General features: G+C 60.0%; 19 protein-coding genes. 7 read left to right on the plus strand and 12 right to left on the minus strand.

Annotated features, from left to right (window positions below; translation table 11 throughout):
• Nucleotides 1-36 precede the first annotated feature (36 nt).
• On the minus strand, nt 37-735 hold the full coding sequence (locus tag KGB06_RS21400; protein WP_223519292.1) for a hypothetical protein: 699 nt from the start codon (nt 733-735) through the stop codon (nt 37-39).
• A 293-nt stretch (nt 736-1028) separates the two neighbouring features.
• Here KGB06_RS21400 and KGB06_RS21405 point away from each other — a divergent pair, with 293 nt between their 5' ends.
• The 4 genes from KGB06_RS21405 to KGB06_RS21420 all read left to right on the plus strand — a co-directional run bounded on the left by KGB06_RS21405 (nt 1029) and on the right by KGB06_RS21420 (nt 4882).
• A complete protein-coding gene (locus tag KGB06_RS21405) occupies nt 1029-1709 on the plus strand; it encodes a response regulator (RefSeq protein WP_223519294.1) in 681 nt (226 codons plus the stop codon).
• Nucleotides 1706-3031: an ATP-binding protein gene (locus tag KGB06_RS21410; RefSeq protein ID WP_223519296.1), complete on the plus strand. Its 1326-nt coding sequence runs from the start codon at nt 1706-1708 to the stop codon at nt 3029-3031. The genes KGB06_RS21405 and KGB06_RS21410 overlap by 4 nt, the downstream gene beginning before the upstream one ends.
• A 130-nt stretch (nt 3032-3161) precedes the next feature.
• Entirely contained in the window at nt 3162-4574 is a 1413-nt protein-coding gene (locus tag KGB06_RS21415) for an aspartate aminotransferase family protein (protein WP_223519298.1), read from the plus strand.
• Nucleotides 4575-4654: 80 nt separating this feature from the next.
• Nucleotides 4655-4882 carry an MbtH family protein gene (locus KGB06_RS21420; RefSeq protein WP_223519300.1) on the plus strand — a complete coding sequence of 76 codons (228 nt, stop codon included), beginning with the start codon at nt 4655-4657 and terminating at the stop codon, nt 4880-4882.
• Between the two features lie 185 nt (nt 4883-5067).
• On the opposite strand, the gene KGB06_RS21425 is transcribed toward KGB06_RS21420, so the two are convergent.
• From KGB06_RS21425 to KGB06_RS21465, 9 genes are all read right to left on the minus strand, one after another.
• The gene (locus tag KGB06_RS21425) at nt 5068-5970 is read right to left on the minus strand and encodes a metal ABC transporter substrate-binding protein (protein ID WP_223519302.1); all 903 of its coding nucleotides are present in this window, start codon (nt 5968-5970) and stop codon (nt 5068-5070) included.
• Nucleotides 5971-6870, minus strand: a complete 900-nt coding sequence (locus KGB06_RS21430; RefSeq protein ID WP_223519304.1) for a metal ABC transporter permease — start codon at nt 6868-6870, stop codon at nt 5971-5973. It lies immediately after the preceding gene.
• Complete coding sequence (locus tag KGB06_RS21435; protein ID WP_223519306.1) at nt 6870-7706, minus strand: metal ABC transporter ATP-binding protein; 837 nt, start codon at nt 7704-7706, stop codon at nt 6870-6872. Before KGB06_RS21435 ends, KGB06_RS21430 begins: the two co-directional genes overlap by 1 nt.
• Entirely contained in the window at nt 7703-8620 is a 918-nt protein-coding gene (locus tag KGB06_RS21440; protein ID WP_223519307.1) for a metal ABC transporter substrate-binding protein, read from the minus strand. The genes KGB06_RS21435 and KGB06_RS21440 overlap by 4 nt, the downstream gene beginning before the upstream one ends.
• 35 nt (nt 8621-8655) lie before the next feature.
• Nucleotides 8656-9228 (minus strand): DUF6162 family protein, encoded by a 573-nt coding sequence (locus KGB06_RS21445; RefSeq protein ID WP_223519309.1) that lies wholly within the window; start codon nt 9226-9228, stop codon nt 8656-8658.
• Nucleotides 9225-9554 carry a hypothetical protein gene (locus KGB06_RS21450; protein WP_223519311.1) on the minus strand — a complete coding sequence of 110 codons (330 nt, stop codon included), beginning with the start codon at nt 9552-9554 and terminating at the stop codon, nt 9225-9227. The genes KGB06_RS21445 and KGB06_RS21450 overlap by 4 nt, the downstream gene beginning before the upstream one ends.
• Nucleotides 9551-10093 (minus strand): thiamine pyrophosphate-binding protein, encoded by a 543-nt coding sequence (locus KGB06_RS21455; protein ID WP_223519313.1) that lies wholly within the window; start codon nt 10091-10093, stop codon nt 9551-9553. The genes KGB06_RS21450 and KGB06_RS21455 overlap by 4 nt, the downstream gene beginning before the upstream one ends.
• Nucleotides 10090-11268, minus strand: coding sequence for a PepSY-associated TM helix domain-containing protein (locus KGB06_RS21460; protein ID WP_223519315.1), 1179 nt, complete (start codon nt 11266-11268; stop codon nt 10090-10092). The genes KGB06_RS21455 and KGB06_RS21460 overlap by 4 nt, the downstream gene beginning before the upstream one ends.
• 316 nt (nt 11269-11584) lie before the next feature.
• A complete protein-coding gene (locus KGB06_RS21465) occupies nt 11585-12043 on the minus strand; it encodes a VOC family protein (protein ID WP_223519316.1) in 459 nt (152 codons plus the stop codon).
• Nucleotides 12044-12307: 264 nt separating this feature from the next.
• Here KGB06_RS21465 and KGB06_RS21470 point away from each other — a divergent pair, with 264 nt between their 5' ends.
• The 3 genes from KGB06_RS21470 to KGB06_RS21480 all read left to right on the plus strand — a co-directional run bounded on the left by KGB06_RS21470 (nt 12308) and on the right by KGB06_RS21480 (nt 15050).
• Complete coding sequence (locus tag KGB06_RS21470; RefSeq protein WP_223519318.1) at nt 12308-13522, plus strand: SfnB family sulfur acquisition oxidoreductase; 1215 nt, start codon at nt 12308-12310, stop codon at nt 13520-13522.
• 3 nt (nt 13523-13525) lie between these two features.
• Nucleotides 13526-14191 carry a methionine ABC transporter permease gene (locus KGB06_RS21475; RefSeq protein ID WP_123432572.1) on the plus strand — a complete coding sequence of 222 codons (666 nt, stop codon included), beginning with the start codon at nt 13526-13528 and terminating at the stop codon, nt 14189-14191.
• Nucleotides 14192-14279: 88 nt separating this feature from the next.
• Nucleotides 14280-15050, plus strand: coding sequence for a MetQ/NlpA family ABC transporter substrate-binding protein (locus tag KGB06_RS21480; RefSeq protein ID WP_223519320.1), 771 nt, complete (start codon nt 14280-14282; stop codon nt 15048-15050).
• A 145-nt stretch (nt 15051-15195) separates the two neighbouring features.
• Here KGB06_RS21480 and KGB06_RS21485 read toward each other — a convergent pair whose 3' ends face one another.
• Nucleotides 15196-16299 carry a sigma-54 interaction domain-containing protein gene (locus KGB06_RS21485; RefSeq protein WP_223519322.1) on the minus strand — a complete coding sequence of 368 codons (1104 nt, stop codon included), beginning with the start codon at nt 16297-16299 and terminating at the stop codon, nt 15196-15198.
• Nucleotides 16300-16323: 24 nt separating this feature from the next.
• Nucleotides 16324-17511 (minus strand): acyl-CoA dehydrogenase family protein, encoded by a 1188-nt coding sequence (locus tag KGB06_RS21490; protein ID WP_223519324.1) that lies wholly within the window; start codon nt 17509-17511, stop codon nt 16324-16326.
• Between the last annotated feature and the right edge of the window lie 90 nt (nt 17512-17601).

Below are 17601 nucleotides of genomic sequence, written 5' to 3' on the forward strand. Positions count from 1 at the left end.
CGATTAACCGATGATTAACCGCGCGCCGGCGGATTCTCAGCCGTTTAGCAATCCCGGCCAATTCACATCATTGACCGCGTGCGGACCGGACTGCACGCTGTTAAGTTGCAGGTTATAGATGAGGTATTGGTTGTCAGTCAAAAAGATATAAAAGTAGTTGTCGGCAAAGGTTCGGTCTTTTTGTACACCTGTAATAACTCGATTGTTGAAACGTTCCAGGCCATTCCAGGAGGTGGGGGAGATCGCTGGGTAGTTTAGAAGACTCTTTTTGTAATCAAAGATAAAGTGGTTTCCGTCGCTCATGATGAATTTAAATACGAACGACTTGCCAGTCAAGTCCAGCCATGTCCCGGCGACGATACGATCGAAGTAAGGAAGTAATGGCGCCCATACGGTGTCTTTTACAAATTTTGTATAACTGGCTTCATCGGCATCCTGATCATATTTGCAGACGGCAGGCATATCGTCTTCATAAAAGAACAACCACGAAACGTCCGAGTCGAATCCTGTGATTTCACCGGGCATGTTGGTCGTGGTGAAGCCAAAGCACAGTTTTTTTGCGTAGCGGTGAAAGCTATCCCATTGGTCTATCGTTATTTCGCGAGGATATCCTTCCGGGACCTCATTATCGCCGGTGTTAAATCGAGAGTATTGATTGGTATCTTTAAAAAAGAAGTGGATTGCGTCTGCTCCGGAGCGCCAGTCGACTGTGACGAAGTTTTTTAAAGTTGGCATGTGCTGATTCCTTTCAGTGGGTGGAAGACTTTTTGATTTTCTAAATGGAAAGTCTTCATTGTTTAAAGTTTTGGTTGTTGAAGGTTTGTTGCGGGATGAAGCTTATCGTTTAACGAGTATTTGTTAGTATGTTTTTTTCAAGTCGTTTGTTTCGCTTTGCAACTAAGCGATATTAAAAATACTTTCAAGGAAGTCGATATGAGAAATCAATACTGTTCGTCAGTCGTTACGCTTGCCATAATTGCGCCTTAATCCTCACCTGCTTGAATCGCGTTTTTGCTCATGGAGCTCCCATGCACGTACTGGTTTGTGAAGACGATGAGCTGATCGCCAGCGGCATTGTTGCCGGCCTCACCGCCCAGGGTCTGACGGTCGAGCACGTCGCGACCGCGTCGTCGGCACGAGCGATGCTTAAGGTCGCTGAATTTGACGTCATGGTGCTCGACCTCGGCCTTCCTGACGAGGACGGCCTGAAGCTGTTGCAGCAGCTGCGTCACAACGGTCTGGAGATTCCGGTGTTGATTCTCACCGCGCGCGATTCCGTGACGGATCGCGTCGATGGCTTGCAAGCCGGCGCGGATGATTACCTGCTCAAACCGTTCGATCTGCGTGAGCTTGCCGCACGCCTGCACACGTTGCTGCGCCGGGTAGCCGGGCGCAGCGTCAACCTGATCGAACATGGTGCCCTGACGTACGACCCAAGCAGCCGCGAAACCCTGCTCGGTGGACAACCGGTGGACCTGTCGCGGCGTGAGCAGGCGTTGTTGCAGGCGTTGCTGCATAACCGCGGTCGCGTGCTCTCCACCGAACAACTCAAGGACAGCGTCTACGGTTTCAACGACGAACTGGAAAGCAACGCCCTCAACGTTCACATCCATCACCTGCGGCGTAAACTCGGTAACGGCATCGTCGAAACCGTGCGCGGCCTGGGCTATCGCCTGGGCCCTGCTGATGGCGGAGAACACTCAAAGTGATGAGCCTGCGTTTGCGCCTGAGCCTGACCCTGGGCGCCGCTTTTGCCTTGATCTGGGCTCTGGCGGCGGCCTGGATGCTCAGCGACCTGCGTAATCAAATGATGTTTTCCCTCGACCAGCGGCTGGTGGCGTCAGCGCGGATGGTCGCCGGATTGCTGGAGCAATTGCCGGCACTGCCGAGCAAAGGCGAGGGCACGCATTTCAGCGCGGAGCAATTGAACATTCCCGGCGGCATGGCCTGTCAGGTCAGTTCGTTGCGTGGGGAAATTCTCGCCCGCAGTCACAGTGACCCCGAGCAAAAACTGGAAGCCGAGAAAATGGGCTTCCACGATCAGATGATCGACGGCGCGCCATGGCGCAGCTTTACGCTGGCGCGGGGCGATCTACGCATCACCACCGCCGACCGGCAAATCGAGCGCGAGGCGCTGAACATGTCGATCCTGCTGGCGGCGTCGGTGCCGGTCGGCGTGGCGTTGCTCGGTTGCCTGTGCCTGCTGTGGCTGGGCATCGGCCAAGGCTTGGCACCACTCAACCGAATGCGCGATGCGCTGATGCGGCGCAGCGCCGATTCCCTCGAACCGTTGCAGATCCAGCCGCTGCCCAGCGAGCTGCAACCGTTGCTGGACACCCAGAACCAGCTGCTCCAGCGGATCGGCAAGACCATCGAGCGTGAGCGGCGTCTGACCGGTGATGCGGCGCACGAACTGCGCAGCCCGCTGACCGCGATCAAGACCCACCTGCAAGTGGCGCGAATGACCGACGGCGCGGCACGGGATCAGTCCCTGGCCCGGGCCGAAGAGGGCGCCGACCGTATGCACCGGACCCTTGAACAACTGCTGTTGCTGGCGCGGGTCGAGGGCAGCCTGTCGTTCGATGACGGCGTACAGTGCAGCGCTGAGCAAGTGGCGAAACTGGCAATTCAGGACGCCGCCAGCGGGGATCGACAGCGAATCAAACTGCAAATGCCGAGCAAATTCTCCAATGCGCCGGTGCAAATGCCCGCCGTGTTGTCGATTGCAGCATTACGCAACCTGCTCGACAACGCCCTGCGCCACACGCCGGGCGATGGGGCCGTGGAATTGAGCCTGGAAACCACCGGCAATCGTGCGCGTTTTCTGGTGCGCGACCATGGGCCGGGGATTGCCGAAGAAGATTTGCAAAACCTGACCCAACGCTTCTGGCGCAATGGCCAGAGCACCGGTTGCGGGTTGGGACTGGCGATTGTTCAGGCGATTGTCCAGCGTTGCGGCTGCACGTTGCGTTTTGACAGTCAGCCAGACGGGTTGCGGGTTGAGCTGACCATGCCATTGCAAACCCTCTGACCCGCACCTGTAGGAGCTATGCAGTGGCGGGGCTTCATGCCTTTCCCATGCACAAAGCGTTGTCGAAAGTGTAAATCCTTGAGCCCCTGATGCGTTTCCAGAACAGGAAACCTTATTGAGGGGTCGAGAGATGTCAGTCGCTACCAGCCTTATCGAAGATCAGCCGGCCCGGATTGTCCCGGCGCCTGCCGAGTCGCTTTATCAATTCAACGAATCGCCGCTGCTGGCCCGTCAAAACCAGCAGGAATCCAATGCCCGCAGCTACCCGCGGCGCATTCCCCTGGCACTGAAACGCGCCAAGGGCATTTATGTCGAAGACGTCGAAGGTCGCCATTTCATCGATTGCCTGGCCGGTGCCGGCACGCTGGCGCTAGGGCATAACCACCCGGTGGTGATCGAAGCGATCCAGCAAGTGTTGAGCGATGAACTGCCGCTGCACACCCTCGACCTGACCACGCCGGTCAAAGACCAATTTGTGCAGGACCTGTTTGGCTTGCTGCCGGCAGCCTTGGCTGCCGAGGCGAAGATCCAGTTCTGTGGCCCCACCGGCACCGACGCGGTGGAAGCCGCGCTGAAACTGGTGCGCACCGCCACCGGACGCAGCACCGTGTTGTCGTTCCAGGGCGGTTATCACGGCATGAGCCAGGGCGCATTGAGCCTGATGGGCAGCCTGGGGCCGAAAAAGCCGCTGGGCGCCTTGCTCAGCGGCGGCGTGCAGTTCATGCCGTACCCCTACGATTACCGCTGCCCGTTCGGCCTTGGTGGTGCGCAAGGCGTGAAGGTCAACCTCAGTTATCTGGAAAACCTGCTGAATGACCCTGAGGCCGGCGTGCAATTGCCTGCCGCTGTGATTGTTGAAGTGGTGCAGGGCGAAGGCGGGGTGATCCCGGCTGATCTGGACTGGCTGCGTGGCGTGCGTCGTATCACCGAAAAGGCTGGCGTGGCGCTGATCGTCGATGAAATCCAGAGCGGGTTTGCCCGCACCGGCAAGATGTTCGCCTTCGAGCACGCCGGCATCATCCCGGACGTGGTGGTGATGTCCAAAGCCATCGGTGGCAGCTTGCCGCTGGCGGTGGTGGTTTACCGCGACTGGCTCGACACTTGGCTGCCGGGCGCGCATGCCGGGACCTTCCGTGGCAATCAGATGGCCATGGCCGCAGGTTCCGCGGTGATGCGTTATCTGGTCGAACACAAGGTGTGTGAACACGCAACTGCCATGGGCGAACGCTTGAGCGAACACCTGCGCATCCTGCAGCGGGACTTCCCGCAATTGGGCGACATCCGGGGGCGCGGCTTGATGCTTGGCGTTGAACTGGTCGACCCGACCGGCGCGCCGGACGCTCAGGGCCATCCACCGATATTTGCGCGTCTGGCGCCGCTGGTGCAGCGCGAATGCCTCATGCGCGGGTTGATTCTTGAGCTGGGCGGGCGTCACGGCGGCGTGGTGCGGTTCCTGCCGCCGCTGGTGATCACTGCTACGGAAATCGATCAAGTGGCCGAGATTTTCGGCCGGGCCATGGCGGCCGCCACCGCCATTCTCTAAATTTTTTAGTCCCCTGAACGTTCTTTCTACATAACGGCTGCGCACGCCGCGCAGCCCACCCTACAGCGATGGAGAAATACATGACTTCAGTATTCGACCGCGAGGACATCCTCTTTCAGGTCGTGGTCAACCACGAAGAGCAATACTCGATCTGGCCTGATTACAAAGCCGTACCGGCCGGCTGGCACACGGTGGGCAAGAGCGGTTTGAAAAAGGAATGCCTGGCATACATCGAAGAGACCTGGACGGACATGCGTCCACTGAGTTTGCGTCGCAAGATGGAAGAGCAGGCGGCATTGGCTCACTGATTGACCGCGCAAAAAGAAGCCCGCTGGACCGAGAAGGCCAGCGGGCTTTTTCGTGTCCAGACTTTGTGTTGCCTATCAGGTCGCCTTCGCTGGCAAGCCAGCTCCCACATCGGATTCAGGATGTGGCACAAATCCCCTGTAGGAGCTGGCTTGCCAGCGAAGAACGATAACGCGGTCCAATGGATTTACGCTCCGCTCAACCCCTTGATCACCAAATCCACATTCCCTTCCAGCTCCTCCACCGGATCCGCCGCATCCACACTCAACACCACCAACCGGCTACCTGCCTCGGCAATCACCGCTTTCACGGCGTCCGAAGGCTGCCGATGATGCAACACCACCGCTACATCGTTCTCCTTCAACATCGCGCCCAATTGCTTGAGCGCGTCGGGCGTCCATTCGGCATCCGGGCGCGCGTCGATCCCGATCAGCTCCAGATTGAGCCCGCCAATCAAATAGCCAAAGTGATCGCTGAGGCTCATCACACTGAGGTTGTCAGCACTGGCCAGTCGCGCTTCGCTGTCAGCGCTGAACTTGAGTAGTCGTTGCTTCAATGCAGCGAGGTTGGCCTCGATTTTGGGTTTGGCCTCCGGCGCCAAGCGCACCAGATCAGCGGCCATCACATCGGCCATCCGCCCCATGTTGTTGCTGGAGAACCACGGCTGACTGTTCAACCCGTCGACCTTGTTATCCGGCTGCACGGCGATGCCAGGCAGGGCTCCGTCCACCGGGCGGGCGGCGTCGACCTCTATAATGCGAATGTTACTGCGACGGGAGATCGGGTACAGCGGATCATCCGGCCACAGCGAACGCAGGCCGATCACGGCATCGGCGTCGGTCGCCAGTTTGGCCAGCGCCGGGGCACCACGGCCGGTGAAGTAGGCGGTTTGACGGCTGCCGGGCAGGTTCGCCGGTGCGGCACGTTCGAGGTTGACGTCGGTGCCTTTGAGCAAGACTTCGCCCAGCCCGTAAGTGATCGGCAAGGACGCCAGCACTCGCAGCGGTTTGGCGTTGTCTGCCGCAAAGGAAGTGTTGACCAGCCCACACAGGGCAACGGCCAGGGTCAGTTGACGCAGAGAAAAAGACATTTATCCGAGATTCCCTTTCAGGCTGGGGACGACACCGCGCGCGATGGCGGACAGGGCGAAGGCGATACCGGCCACCAGAATGATCGCGGCACCGGACGGAATCGGCAGATCAAAGACAATCGGCGCCAGAATCCCGCAAAGCGTGCTGACCGTGGCGATCAGCACCGAGCACCAGAAAAAGCCTTTCAGTGACTGACTGAGCAACCGCGCGGCTGCCGCTGGTATCACCAAAAGCGCGCCGACCAGAATCGCACCGATGACTTTCACCGCCGCCACGGTGATCAGCGTCACCAGAATCACAAACAGATAATCCAGGGTCTTCACCGCCACCCCACGCACCGCCGCCAGTTGCGGGTTGAAACTGGCCAGCACAATGCGGTTGTACAGCGGCAAGGCCAGCGCCATGACCAGCGAACCGACAATGGCCAATACCGCCAAGTCATTGCCGTTGACGGTCAACACCGAACCGAACAACACGTTTTCCAGAATATGCACGTTGATCTTGCCCGCCAGAATCAGCAGCAGGCTCGCGCCCAATGCCAAGGACACCGACAGGAACACGCCGATCAACGTATCCGGCGCCAGGCCGGTGCGGTTGCGCAGGTAATTGAGCAGGATGCCGAACAACAGGCAGTAACCGAACAGGCTGCCGTAAGGCCCGGTGTAGGGTTCGCCGAGCAGAATGCCGATGGCCACGCCGGTCAGTGCCGCGTGACCCACCGCTTCGGAGAAAAACGCGAAGCGCTTGACCACCACCAACGTGCCCAACCCGCCCAGTACCGGGCCGATCAACAAGCCGGCGAGCAACGCGTTGACCACAAATCCATAGGCCAGTGCCTCGGGCAAGTAGCCCGAAGACGCCCACCCCTGAACCATCAAACGAAAGGCTTCGTAACTCATCACGCAGCGCTCCGTGGATGGGTGGAGAACAGGGTCAGCAAGCGTTCTGGCGTCAACGCCTGTTTCGGCGTGGCATCGAACAACACCCGGCGATTGAGCCCGGTGACCCGATCCGCCAGACGCCCCACGGCTTCCAGATCGTGCTCGATCCACAGCACCGTGATGCCGCTGCGGCGCCAGTCGCCGAGCAGCCGTTCGAACACCTGAATACCGGCTTCATCCAGTGCCGACATCGGTTCGTCGAGTACCAGCAGTTGCGGTGCCGGGATCAGCCCTTGAGCCAGCAACACCCGTTGACGCTCGCCGCCGGACAGCGCCCCCATTCGCCGTTTGCGTTTGTCCTGCATGCCGACCCGTTCCAGCGCTTCGCCTATCGCGGCGGCGTAGTGCTTGCTCAAACCGAGAAATGCCGGTCGTCGCTGACACATGGCGGCCATGAAATCGTCGACGGTCATTGGCAGGCCGCGATCAAACTCCAGGGCTTGCGGCACGTAGCCGATGGTTCCGGGATCGCCCGGCCATTGCAGGCTCAGGCGACCCTGATGCGGCATTTGTCCCAGCAAGGTTTTGATCAGCGAACTTTTGCCGCCACCGTTGGGGCCGACCAGCGCATGCACGCTGCCGGGCTGGACCTGAAAAGTGACGTTGTCGAGGATCGTTGTGCGGCCGAGGGTCAGGCTGACGTCGGCGAAATCCAGCGTCGGCCCCGATACTTGTGGGAGCGAGCCTGCTCGCGAATGCGGTGTGTCATTTAACGATGATGTTGACTGACTGGACGCCTTCGCGAGCAGGCTCGCTCCCACAGGGGATTCGCTGAGTGTTTCTTTGGCGGTCATTGGCCCGACTCCTGTATCGCCCGGACCACGGTGTTGAGGTTGCCGGTCATTTCTTTTTCGTACTTGTCGGCGGTGTATTCGCCGTAGGAAATGTGCGACAGCGGATACAACTTCACCCCGGATTCACGCTGGATGGTGTCGACATAGGTGGAGGGGAAATCCATCTCTGAGAAAATCACTCTCACGTCCAGCTCGCGCAGTTGGTCGATGGTTTTTTTCAGCTGGCTCGGGCTCGGTTCGATGCCGTGGGCCGGTTCGACCACGGCCGTGACTTCGAGGCCGAATTCGCGCAGCAGATAATCGTAAGCCGCATGAACCGTGGCCACTCGCAGTTCGGCGTTTGGCGCCTGAGTCAGCTTCGCCAGGGCGTCGGCGCGCATCTGACGCAGACGCTTGCCGTAGGCGCGGGCGTTCTGCGTATAGGTCTTGGCGTTGGCCGGATCGAGCTTGCCCAGTTCCCGGGCGATGTTGTTGACCTGGGCAATCGAGGCGCTGATCGACAGGAACGTATGCGGGTTCACCACCTTGCCGGCACCGCGTGCGGCAACCCCGGTGGCGGCGAGCAGCGGCACGTTTTTGTTGGCTTCGATCACCGGGATGTTCGGCGTTTCGCTGGCGGCGATCATACGGTCGGCGAAGTCGTCGTGGCCGACGCCGTTGAGCACAATCACATCCAGCCCACTGATACGCTTGATGTCTTCGGCTCGGGGCTCATAGGCGTGTGGGTTGAAACCGACCGGAATCAGTGGCACGACGTCGGCCTTGTCGCCGACGATGTTGGCCACGTAGCTGTAATAAGGATGGAGGGTGATGCCGATGCGCAGGCGCTTGGCGTCGTCGGCATTGGCCAGTGGGGTCAGCAGGCAGGCCAACAAACCGACCAACAGCGGGCGCAAGAAAGATGAAATAGGCATGGGAAAGCGTTCTTCTCTCGGGTGAAGGCGAGGGTTCAGTGCGGGTGCTGGCGGGTCACGCCGGCATCGAATTGCGCGACGATCTGCTGCCAGCCGGCGCTTTCGAGTGCAGCGTCCGCCAGATCAGTCGGGGCTTTGAGGTCGGCGGCGCGGTTGAGCCAGATGTCCGGTGCCTCGTCGCCAGCGGTAAGGCGCATCAAAAAAGAACCGGTTACAGCGGGCGTCTGGCTCTGGCCGAAGTACGCCTTGGCGTCGAGCAATTGCCATTTATGGGCGCCACGTCTGATGGAGCTGGCGTCCTGGGCGAACGGTGCAAAACCTTCATCGGCGAGGGTTGCAGGAGTTGGCAGGGTTTGCTGTTCCTGGCGCAGCAGGTGAATCTCGTCCAGCGTCACCCGCAGGTCGGCGTAGATACCTTGCTCGGAGGCGCTCAAGTCGCGGCGGGCATCCAGTTGATGGCTGCCCACGTTGCTCACTGCTTGAGACTCGTGGCGCCAGGCGACCACTGAGCCGGCCACCGCGAGAATCATCAGGCACAACAGCAGCACATAAAGGGTTTCATGGCCGGCACCGGCCGGGCGGACGATTTGAGTGGTTGGCGTACTCATGGAGTTTCGATGTCCGCTTGGTCGATCTCGACAACGTGGCCGGGGCCTGCGTCGAACAGCACGTAAAACTCAGCGCCGGGTTTCTTGAAAATCAGTGTGGAATCGGCGCCGAGCTTGCCCGGCACCAGAATGGTTTCGTCGTAACCGATCACGTCCAGGGTCACGCCCGGCGCACCGCTGCCGTCGGAGAATCCGCCGGTGCATTTGATCTGTTCGGCATCGATGGCTTTGCACTCGCACATCGGGTTGTGCGCCAGCGTGCTGGCGCTGAAGCCGGCGCAGAGCAGCAGCAATAAGGAGTGGAGCGGGCGAAAAACGTTGATCATGGTTTGCCTCCTTGTTGGTTCAGCCACGCGAGGGTGGCAGGCGATGCCTGACTCAGGGGCAGGGAGGCTTGGTGCATCGCGCCATCCCAGCCTTCCATGGTGATCCACAGTTCAGCGTCAGCCTTGGTCTTTTCCGGGATCGGCACCATGGCGCCCATGCGGTGCGGCGTGCCGAAGAAAATCACCCCGGCGGCACGCAGGCTGCGCGGTTTACCGATGTGCAGGTAAGTTGCCTTGACCTGTTCACGACAGCGCTCGCACAGCGCGGCGGTGAAGCTCTTCATGTGGCCGGCCGGCCCGTCGAGCGTGGGTGCCTCATTGCGCAGCTCGGCCAGACGCAGGCTCCACGGACCGACCTGAACCTCTCCGATTTCTCGCTCACCCAGCCCGGTGTCGCCGCGAAACAGCGCCGCATCAGCGAAGTACTTGGGCATGAACCCCAGCGGCACCAACAACAGCAGCACGTTGAGGTGGAAGCGCCATTTGAGCCAGAAGCGGCGCAGTGTCGAGCCCGGTGTTTGTTTGGCGCGCGGGCTCATTGGCTGACCTCCGTGGTGGCTTGCACCCGTGGCTGTTTATGGCTGCGTTTGAGGGCATTGGCCGTGGCGAGGGCGGTGCGTTTGGTCCAGATCAGCAAGCCGCTGAGGACCATCATGCTCAGGATCAATCCGAAGAAGAACCAGATCAGCTTGATCCAGATCCCGCCGAAATCACCGGTGTGCAATGGACGCATGGACTCGGTCACCAGCTCCAGGCCGGAGCGGTCCGACAGCAGGCGCGTGGCAGCGACATCGCCGGTGTACGGGTTGATGTCGGCCGTCTGGTACATCAGCGGATACCAACTGCGCCCGCCTACCGAGAGGTAGCTGTAGGCATTGGCGGGCAGGCTGACGAAGCTGTCTTCCAGGCCGGGAATGCGTTCCTTGGCCTGGGCAATCGCGGTTTCGAGGCTGATCGTCGGTGCTGGTGAGCCATCGGTGGTCACCGGCACACTTTCACGCGGAACCACCTGTGCCACCGGCGCGGTGGAAATCGAGACCTGGTTATCGAACATGAACGCCTGTATCAGGAACCAGGTGCTGGTGATGGAAATCACCGCAATGAACCAGATCGACCAGATGCCACTGAGGCGATGAAAGTCGCCCCAGAAAATCCGTGCGCCGTGACGAATGCGCAGGGTCGGTCGGAAGAAGCCTTTCCAGAATTTTTTGTAGACCACCAGTCCGGTGACCAACGAGGCCAGCAACGGCAGGCTCAGGAAGGACACCAAATACCAGCCCCAGCTGTAACCGTTGGTGAACGGCACCAGCCACCAGCCGTGCAGCGCGCGGGTAAAGGCCTTGAAATCGAAGGCCGGGGCGGTGCCCTGAATGACGCCGCTGTACGGGTTGACGTACACCGTCACCGAGCGACCGTCGGGGTAGCTGACGCTAACGTCGAGGGCGAAGTGGGATTCGTCGGGGCGGCTGATGGACTCGACCAGCGTATCGGGTTCGGCCTGTTTGATCGCCGCGATGATCTGGTCATAGCTGAGCAGCGGCGCATCGTCCGATGGCTGGCTGGCGCGCATTTGCGGGTTGGCCAGCCAGACGATTTCCTGACTGATCACCGCCAGCGTGCCGGTAACGCAGACAATCAGCACGAAAAACCAGATCGGTAACGCCAGCCAGCTATGGACCAGAAACCAGAGTTTTGAGCGGGATTTCTTCGACATGATTGAAGGTCTTGTATCGATGAGAGGGCCTCTGCTGCGGGCTTCCCAGCGTTGAGGTCCATGAAAAGGCCGGCGATGGCTGTGCGTGCGCACGCCGACTGCATCTCTATAAGACGGATGAGGATCGGAAATCCCGAAGGGGGAGATGAAAGTAAATGTTTCTTATTGGCGGGTAGTTGTTACAGGAGGGGATTTGCGGTGTTGGGGATGGCCCCTTCGCGAGCAGGCTCGCTCCCACAATGGATCTTTGGTGTGGCATAGATCCCCTGTAGGAGTGAGCCTGCTCGCGATGAGGCCCGATCAGGCGACAAAGATGTCAACCCTGCTGAAACATCTCCATGGCCCGCTGCTCAATCTGCGCTTGAGTCAAATCCTCCTTGCGCGTGGCCAGAAACCACAAGTGCCCATACGGATCCTTCAACGTTCCGGAACGATCACCGTAAAACTGATCCTTGACCTCGGACACTATCGTGCCGCCCGCCGCAATCGCTTGTTTATAAGACTTGTCCACATCCGTCACATACAGATGCAGGCCCACCGACGGTGACTTGTCAGGATTGCTCAACGGCCCCTGATCACACGGCGTGCCGAGCATGATCGGGCAGTCGCCGATCCTCAGTTCGGCATGCCCGATACCGCCGTCCGGCATGGCCAGGCGCATGACTTCGATGGCGCCAAAGGCCTTCTTGTAGAACTCGATCGCTTCAGCCGCTTTTTGAATGCCCAGATACGGGGTGATGCTGTGATAACCCTCTGGAATGGGTTTGACGCTCATGATGAATCTCCCTGTTTGTTGTTGTGGGTGAATAGGTGTCCTGTGCCGATTTCCGGCCGGATAAATATAGGTCAGCGTTTTGTTGGCTACCGAACGCCCGACGAGCTGCAACGCTGTTCAGCCAACAACAGCGCAGCAACAAATTGCTCTGCTGCGTCATGCCAGAACCTGAAAAACTCCCTTCAACTGCCCGAAAACATTAGCGCTGGACCTCGGCACAGAAGCTGCAATGGCTCTGCTAAACACTGCTGCCCGGAACCTCACATGCCTGAATCTGCCGTTTATCCGATCAACCCACCGGCCGCCCATCGAATTGCCGACGAAGCCGAAGCCTTGCGCGTTGCCGAGCGTGTCGCTGCTGTATTGCTGGAGCAGGACGCCGAACGCGACCGCACGCGCCAGGTGCCCGCCGAGATCGTCGATCTGTATTCCAACAGTGGGTTATGGGGCATTAGCGTGCCTCGAGAACTTGGGGGGGCGCAGGTGTCTTACGCCGTGCTGGCGCAGGTCATCGCGATCATCTCGGCCGCCGATCCGTCGTTGGGGCAGATCCCGCAAAACCACCATTGCCTGCTCGAAGACATCCGCCTGCAAGGCACGCCCGAACAACAGGCACACTTCTTCGAACTGGCACTGCAAGGCCATCGCTTTGCCAATGCCTTGTCAGAAACCGGCGGCAAAAATGTGCAGGACATCCAGGCGACGATTCGCCGCTATGGCGACGGCCATGTGATCAACGGGCGCAAGGGTTACTGCACCGGTTCGCTCTACGCCCACTGGCTCGCGGTGTTGGCGCTGGATGAGGAACAAAAGGGCCAATTGGCATTCGTTGAGCGCGGGACCCAAGGGCTGGTGATCGTCGACGACTGGGACAGCATCGGCCAGCGCACCACGTCCAGTGGCACCGTGCTCGCCGAGGACTTGCACGTCTCGGCGTTCAATCTGTTCCCGACTTACCGTTCCTATGAAACGCCAACGCTGGCCGGCCCCTTCGCGCAATTGACCACTGCGGCCATCGACGCCGGCATCGCCCGTGCGGCGCTGCGCGACACCATCGCCTTCGTCCAGCAATTCGCTCGGCCGTGGATCGATGCCGGCGTGGAAAAGGCCAGTGAAGATCCGCTGACCATCATCCAGATTGGTGGCCTGGAGATTCGCCTGGAAGCCGCCGAAGCCTTGCTGGAACGGGCAGGACGAGCGCTGGATGCGGCGCGTCCGGCACCCGATGAAGACAATGTCGCCCAAGCCTCCCTCGCAGTGGCCAAGGCCAAAGTGCTGACCACTGAAATTGCGATCGAAGCCAGTAACAAACTGTTCGAACTCGGCGGCACCCGCTCAACCCTGAGGAAGCACAACTTCGACCGCCACTGGCGCAACGCCCGGGTTCATACGCTGCACGACCCGGTGCGCTGGAAATACCACGTTATCGGCAACTGGCTGCTCAACGGCGTGAAACCGCCACGCCACGACTGGTCGTGATCCATGGCCGAGTTGCTGAAACATATCTATTGGGCCGACATCGCCCAGGCCTGTCTCGACACGCTGAGCATGCTCGGCGCTGCACTGGGGTTTACCGTGCTGCTGGGGCTGCCGCTGGGCGTGGTGTTGTTCCTCACCGGCAAGCGCCAGTTGCATGAGGCGGTCGGCGTTTACCGCGTGCTGTCGGTGATCGTAAACATGCTGCGCTCGCTGCCGTTCATCATTTTGCTGATCGTGCTGATTCCTCTGACCACGCTGCTGGTCGGCACCTCGCTTGGCGTGCCGGGGACCATTCCACCGCTGGTGGTTGGCTGTACGCCGTTCTTCGCGCGGCTGGTGGAAACCGCGTTGCGCGAAGTGGATCGCGGGGTCGTGGAAGCGACCCAGGCCATGGGCGCGAATACGTGGCAGATCATCCGCCACACCTTGTTGCCCGAGGCGCGGGGAGGGTTGTTGGCGGCGGTCACGGTGACCGCGATTGTGCTGGTCGATTACACGGCGATGGCCGGTGTGATCGGCGGCGGCGGACTGGGCGACCTGGCGATCCGCTACGGCTACCAGCGTTTTCAGACGGACGTCATGGTGGTCACGGTGGTGCTGTTGCTGATCCTGGTTCAGGCCCTGCAAATGACCGGCGACCGGCTGGTGGCGCGTTACAGCCGACGATAAAAATTCGATCCCGTTTTTTATTCAAAAGAACACCATCAGGCCTCACGTCCACCTTACGACGGCCACTCAATCTGCCTAGGAGCACCACATGAAAAAGACCCTGGCCATTCTGGCTGCCTTAGTGTCGTTGAGCGTTCACGCCAACGAAAAACTCATCGTCGGCGCGACCCCGGTGCCGCACGCGGAAATCCTCGAATTCGTCAAACCGACCCTGGCCAAGGAAGGCGTGGACCTGGACATCAAAGTCTTCACCGACTTTATCCAGCCCAATCAGCAGTTGGCGTTGAAGAACCTCGACGCCAACTATTACCAGTACCGGCCGTTCCTCAAGGACTACAACAAAACCCGCCACACCGACCTGGTACCGGTAGTCGGCGTGCACATTGAACCGTTTGGAGCCTACTCGACCAAGATCAAAAACATCGCCGAGCTGAAAGACGGCGCCACCGTGTCGATCCCCAACGACCCGGTGAACACCGGCCGCGCGCTGGTGCTGTTGCACGAAGCCGGACTGATCAAACTCAAGGACCCGAGCAACACCCTGGCGACTCAACGGGACATCATCGACAACCCCAAACACCTGAAAATTCGTGAACTGGAAGGTGCGTTACTGGCGCGCTCGGTGAGTCAGGTCGACCTGGCGTTTGTCTTCGCCAACTACGCCCTGGAAGCGGGGATCGACACCAACAGCGCATTGATCGTCGAGAAGGGCAAGAGCCTGTACATCGAGTTTCTGGTGGCGCGACCGGACAACATCAATGATCCCGGTTTGCAGAAACTGGCCAAGGCGTTGAATTCGGATGAGGTTCGGCAGTTCATCTTGACCCGCTATAAGGGGCAGATCGCGCCGGGGTTCTAAAACTTCATTGGTTGTCAGTACGCTTTCGCGAGCAGGCTCGCTCCCACAAGGTCACCGCTGTACCTGTGGGAGCGAGCCTGCTCGCGAAGGTCGTACCGCTATTTCTGATCTGCATTTGATTCCAGCAGCTACGCCCCGCCGTGGGCTAAATCGACAAATGCATCACGCGCTCGCCCTGAACATTTTCCATCACCCGGCGCTTGTTCACGGCCAGCTCGCCGATTTTGATCAGCCGCGTGCGGGTCACGTTACGGCTCAGGCCCAACAGGGCGGCGGTGTGGACCTGGTTGTAATGGCAGAAGCGATAGGCCGCGCGCAACAATGCGTCTTCGACTTTTTCATGCAGCGCACCGGCCTGTTCTGCGAAGAGTTTCTGAAAGGCTCGATCCAGCAGGGCTTCCGGTGAATCGTCGATGTTGGCGTGGTAATCGTCCTGGCGCTCGATGCGCATGTTGGACAGGCGCAGGTCATCGCGTTCGATCACGCCGTTACGGCAGATCAGCAGCGTGTGGTGAATGACGTTTTCCAGTTCGCGGATGTTGCCCGGCCAACTGTAGCTGCGCAGTTTCAGTTCGGCGTCTTTGCTAATGGTGATGCTGCCGTAACCCAGGCGCTGACTGTAGGTTTCGACGAAATGACGGGTCAGTGGCAGGATGTCGCCGGGACGCTCGCGCAAGGGGCTCAGCTCCAGGCTGACCACGTCGAGACGGTAATAAAGGTCTTCGCGAAAATGCCCGGCGTTGATGGCTTTTTCCAATTGCACATTGGTCGCGGCCAGTACGCGCACGTCGATGGGAATGCTCTTGCGCGAGCCGAGCCGGACCACTTCTCGCTCCTGCAACACGCGCAGTAACTTGACCTGAATCGCCATCGGCAGATCACCGATTTCATCGAGGAACAGCGTGCCGCCATCGGCTTCCTCAAACCAGCCGGCCTTGGCGCTCAACGCGCCGGTGAAGGCGCCTTTTTCGTGGCCGAACAGTTCAGCCTCGACCAGCGATTCGGAGAACGCGCCGCAGTTCACTGCTACGAACGGCCGATTGCGCCTGCCGCTGAGGTTGTGGATGTGCCGCGCCACCAACTCCTTGCCGGTGCCGGTTTCGCCGATGATCAGCACGCTGGCTTCACTGGGCGCGACTTGTTGCAGATGGGCGAGCAAGGCCTGGGATTTCGGGTCCTCGAATACCTGCGCCGTGGCGCGGATCGAAGTGGCCAGCGCGGGCGAGGGCGGTAAGGTCAGCAGTTGCATGGGAATCGCTCCATGAAGAGAAGGCTATGAATAGAAAGTCGGAATCGGCAGGGCCTGGTTCAGCGCCCAGTCACCCAGTTCATGGAGTTTGTAATCCACCGGGTCGTGCAGGGTTTGCGTGCGCAAGTTCCGCCAGTGGCGGTCCAGTCGCAGGGAGGCGTGAGTCGAGCGCGCGCCGGTCACTTCGAACAGCCGGCTACACAGATCCAGGCCGTTGCGCGTGGCGGCGACCTTCGCGGTCGCGATGGCCGTGGCCAGATGCCCACGTTCTTCGGCGCTGAGATTCGGGCCTTTCGCCCAAGCCTTGTCGAGCAGTTCGGCGGCGCGTTCCACCAGCAATCGAACGCCTTCGAGAGCGACCCAGAATTCGCCGTAATGGCCGAGTAAATAAGGGTCCTGACGCACATCCTGAACAGTGGATTTGTGCCATGGCCGGGTTTCGGTGAGCGTGTACTGCCGCGCTTCTTCGAAGGCGCCTTCGGCGATGCCGAGGAACATGTGGGTGAACGTCAATTGCGCAATCAACGGCCGCAGGCAAGCAAATGGTGTGCTCAACGGGCCTGGATCGAGCAGCAATTCCGACTCTTCGACCCGCACCCGTTCGAACGTGGCGCTGCCGCTGTCGGTCTGGCGCTGGCCCATGTTGTTCCAGTCGTTGTGCAAGGTGATGCCACTGCGACCGCTGGGAATCGCGGCGATCAACAGCTTGCCGCCGGCGCTTTCATCGACGGCGGAGGCGATCAGCATCTGCGAATCGCTGGCGCCGGAGCAGAAGCTTTTCTTGCCGGAAAACTCACGCCAGCCACCGAGGTTTTTCACTACCGTGCGGGTGTCCAGCGGGTTGAGGGCGTTGCCCCAGAACCAGTTCTTGCGCGCAGTCTGTTCGAACCAGGGCTGCCATTGTTCAGGTTTGGCGAACAGACGCACGGTGGCGAGCATCAAGTGATGAAAGCCGAAGACATGCGCAATCGAGCTGTCGACCTTGGCGAACTCACGCACGATGGTCAGGGTTTCAGTCCAGCTGGCGCCGAGGCCGCCGTACTGAACGGGAATGCTTAAGCCCAGCAGCCCGCTGTGGCGCAAGGCGTCACGTTCAACCTTGGGCGTACCGCCGCGCTCGTCGCGCTCGACGGCGGTCAGGGCAAACCCGGCGGCCAGTTGGCGGGCGGTTTGCAAAGGGGATAACAGAGTGCTGTGTGGCTTGGCGGTCACGCGGGGGCTCCTCATAAAATCGACACAAATCCCCTGTGGGAGCGAGCCTGCTCGCGAAGGGGGCGGAACATTCAACATCAATGTCGACTG

The organism is Pseudomonas sp. GL-B-19 (assembly GCF_019956415.1).
GTDB lineage: Bacteria > Pseudomonadota > Gammaproteobacteria > Pseudomonadales > Pseudomonadaceae > Aquipseudomonas.

Coding starts and splice junctions, on each gene's coding strand:
- KGB06_RS21400 (WP_223519292.1), bottom strand. CDS start 735: ATGCCAACTTTAAAAAACTTCGTCACAGTCGACTGGCGCTCCGGAGCA.
- KGB06_RS21405 (WP_223519294.1), top strand. CDS start 1,029: ATGCACGTACTGGTTTGTGAAGACGATGAGCTGATCGCCAGCGGCATT.
- KGB06_RS21415 (WP_223519298.1), top strand. CDS start 3,162: ATGTCAGTCGCTACCAGCCTTATCGAAGATCAGCCGGCCCGGATTGTC.
- KGB06_RS21420 (WP_223519300.1), top strand. CDS start 4,655: ATGACTTCAGTATTCGACCGCGAGGACATCCTCTTTCAGGTCGTGGTC.
- KGB06_RS21425 (WP_223519302.1), bottom strand. CDS start 5,970: ATGTCTTTTTCTCTGCGTCAACTGACCCTGGCCGTTGCCCTGTGTGGG.
- KGB06_RS21430 (WP_223519304.1), bottom strand. CDS start 6,870: ATGAGTTACGAAGCCTTTCGTTTGATGGTTCAGGGGTGGGCGTCTTCG.
- KGB06_RS21435 (WP_223519306.1), bottom strand. CDS start 7,706: ATGACCGCCAAAGAAACACTCAGCGAATCCCCTGTGGGAGCGAGCCTG.
- KGB06_RS21440 (WP_223519307.1), bottom strand. CDS start 8,620: ATGCCTATTTCATCTTTCTTGCGCCCGCTGTTGGTCGGTTTGTTGGCC.
- KGB06_RS21445 (WP_223519309.1), bottom strand. CDS start 9,228: ATGAGTACGCCAACCACTCAAATCGTCCGCCCGGCCGGTGCCGGCCAT.
- KGB06_RS21450 (WP_223519311.1), bottom strand. CDS start 9,554: ATGATCAACGTTTTTCGCCCGCTCCACTCCTTATTGCTGCTGCTCTGC.
- KGB06_RS21455 (WP_223519313.1), bottom strand. CDS start 10,093: ATGAGCCCGCGCGCCAAACAAACACCGGGCTCGACACTGCGCCGCTTC.
- KGB06_RS21460 (WP_223519315.1), bottom strand. CDS start 11,268: ATGTCGAAGAAATCCCGCTCAAAACTCTGGTTTCTGGTCCATAGCTGG.
- KGB06_RS21465 (WP_223519316.1), bottom strand. CDS start 12,043: ATGAGCGTCAAACCCATTCCAGAGGGTTATCACAGCATCACCCCGTAT.
- KGB06_RS21470 (WP_223519318.1), top strand. CDS start 12,308: ATGCCTGAATCTGCCGTTTATCCGATCAACCCACCGGCCGCCCATCGA.
- KGB06_RS21475 (WP_123432572.1), top strand. CDS start 13,526: ATGGCCGAGTTGCTGAAACATATCTATTGGGCCGACATCGCCCAGGCC.
- KGB06_RS21480 (WP_223519320.1), top strand. CDS start 14,280: ATGAAAAAGACCCTGGCCATTCTGGCTGCCTTAGTGTCGTTGAGCGTT.
- KGB06_RS21485 (WP_223519322.1), bottom strand. CDS start 16,299: ATGCAACTGCTGACCTTACCGCCCTCGCCCGCGCTGGCCACTTCGATC.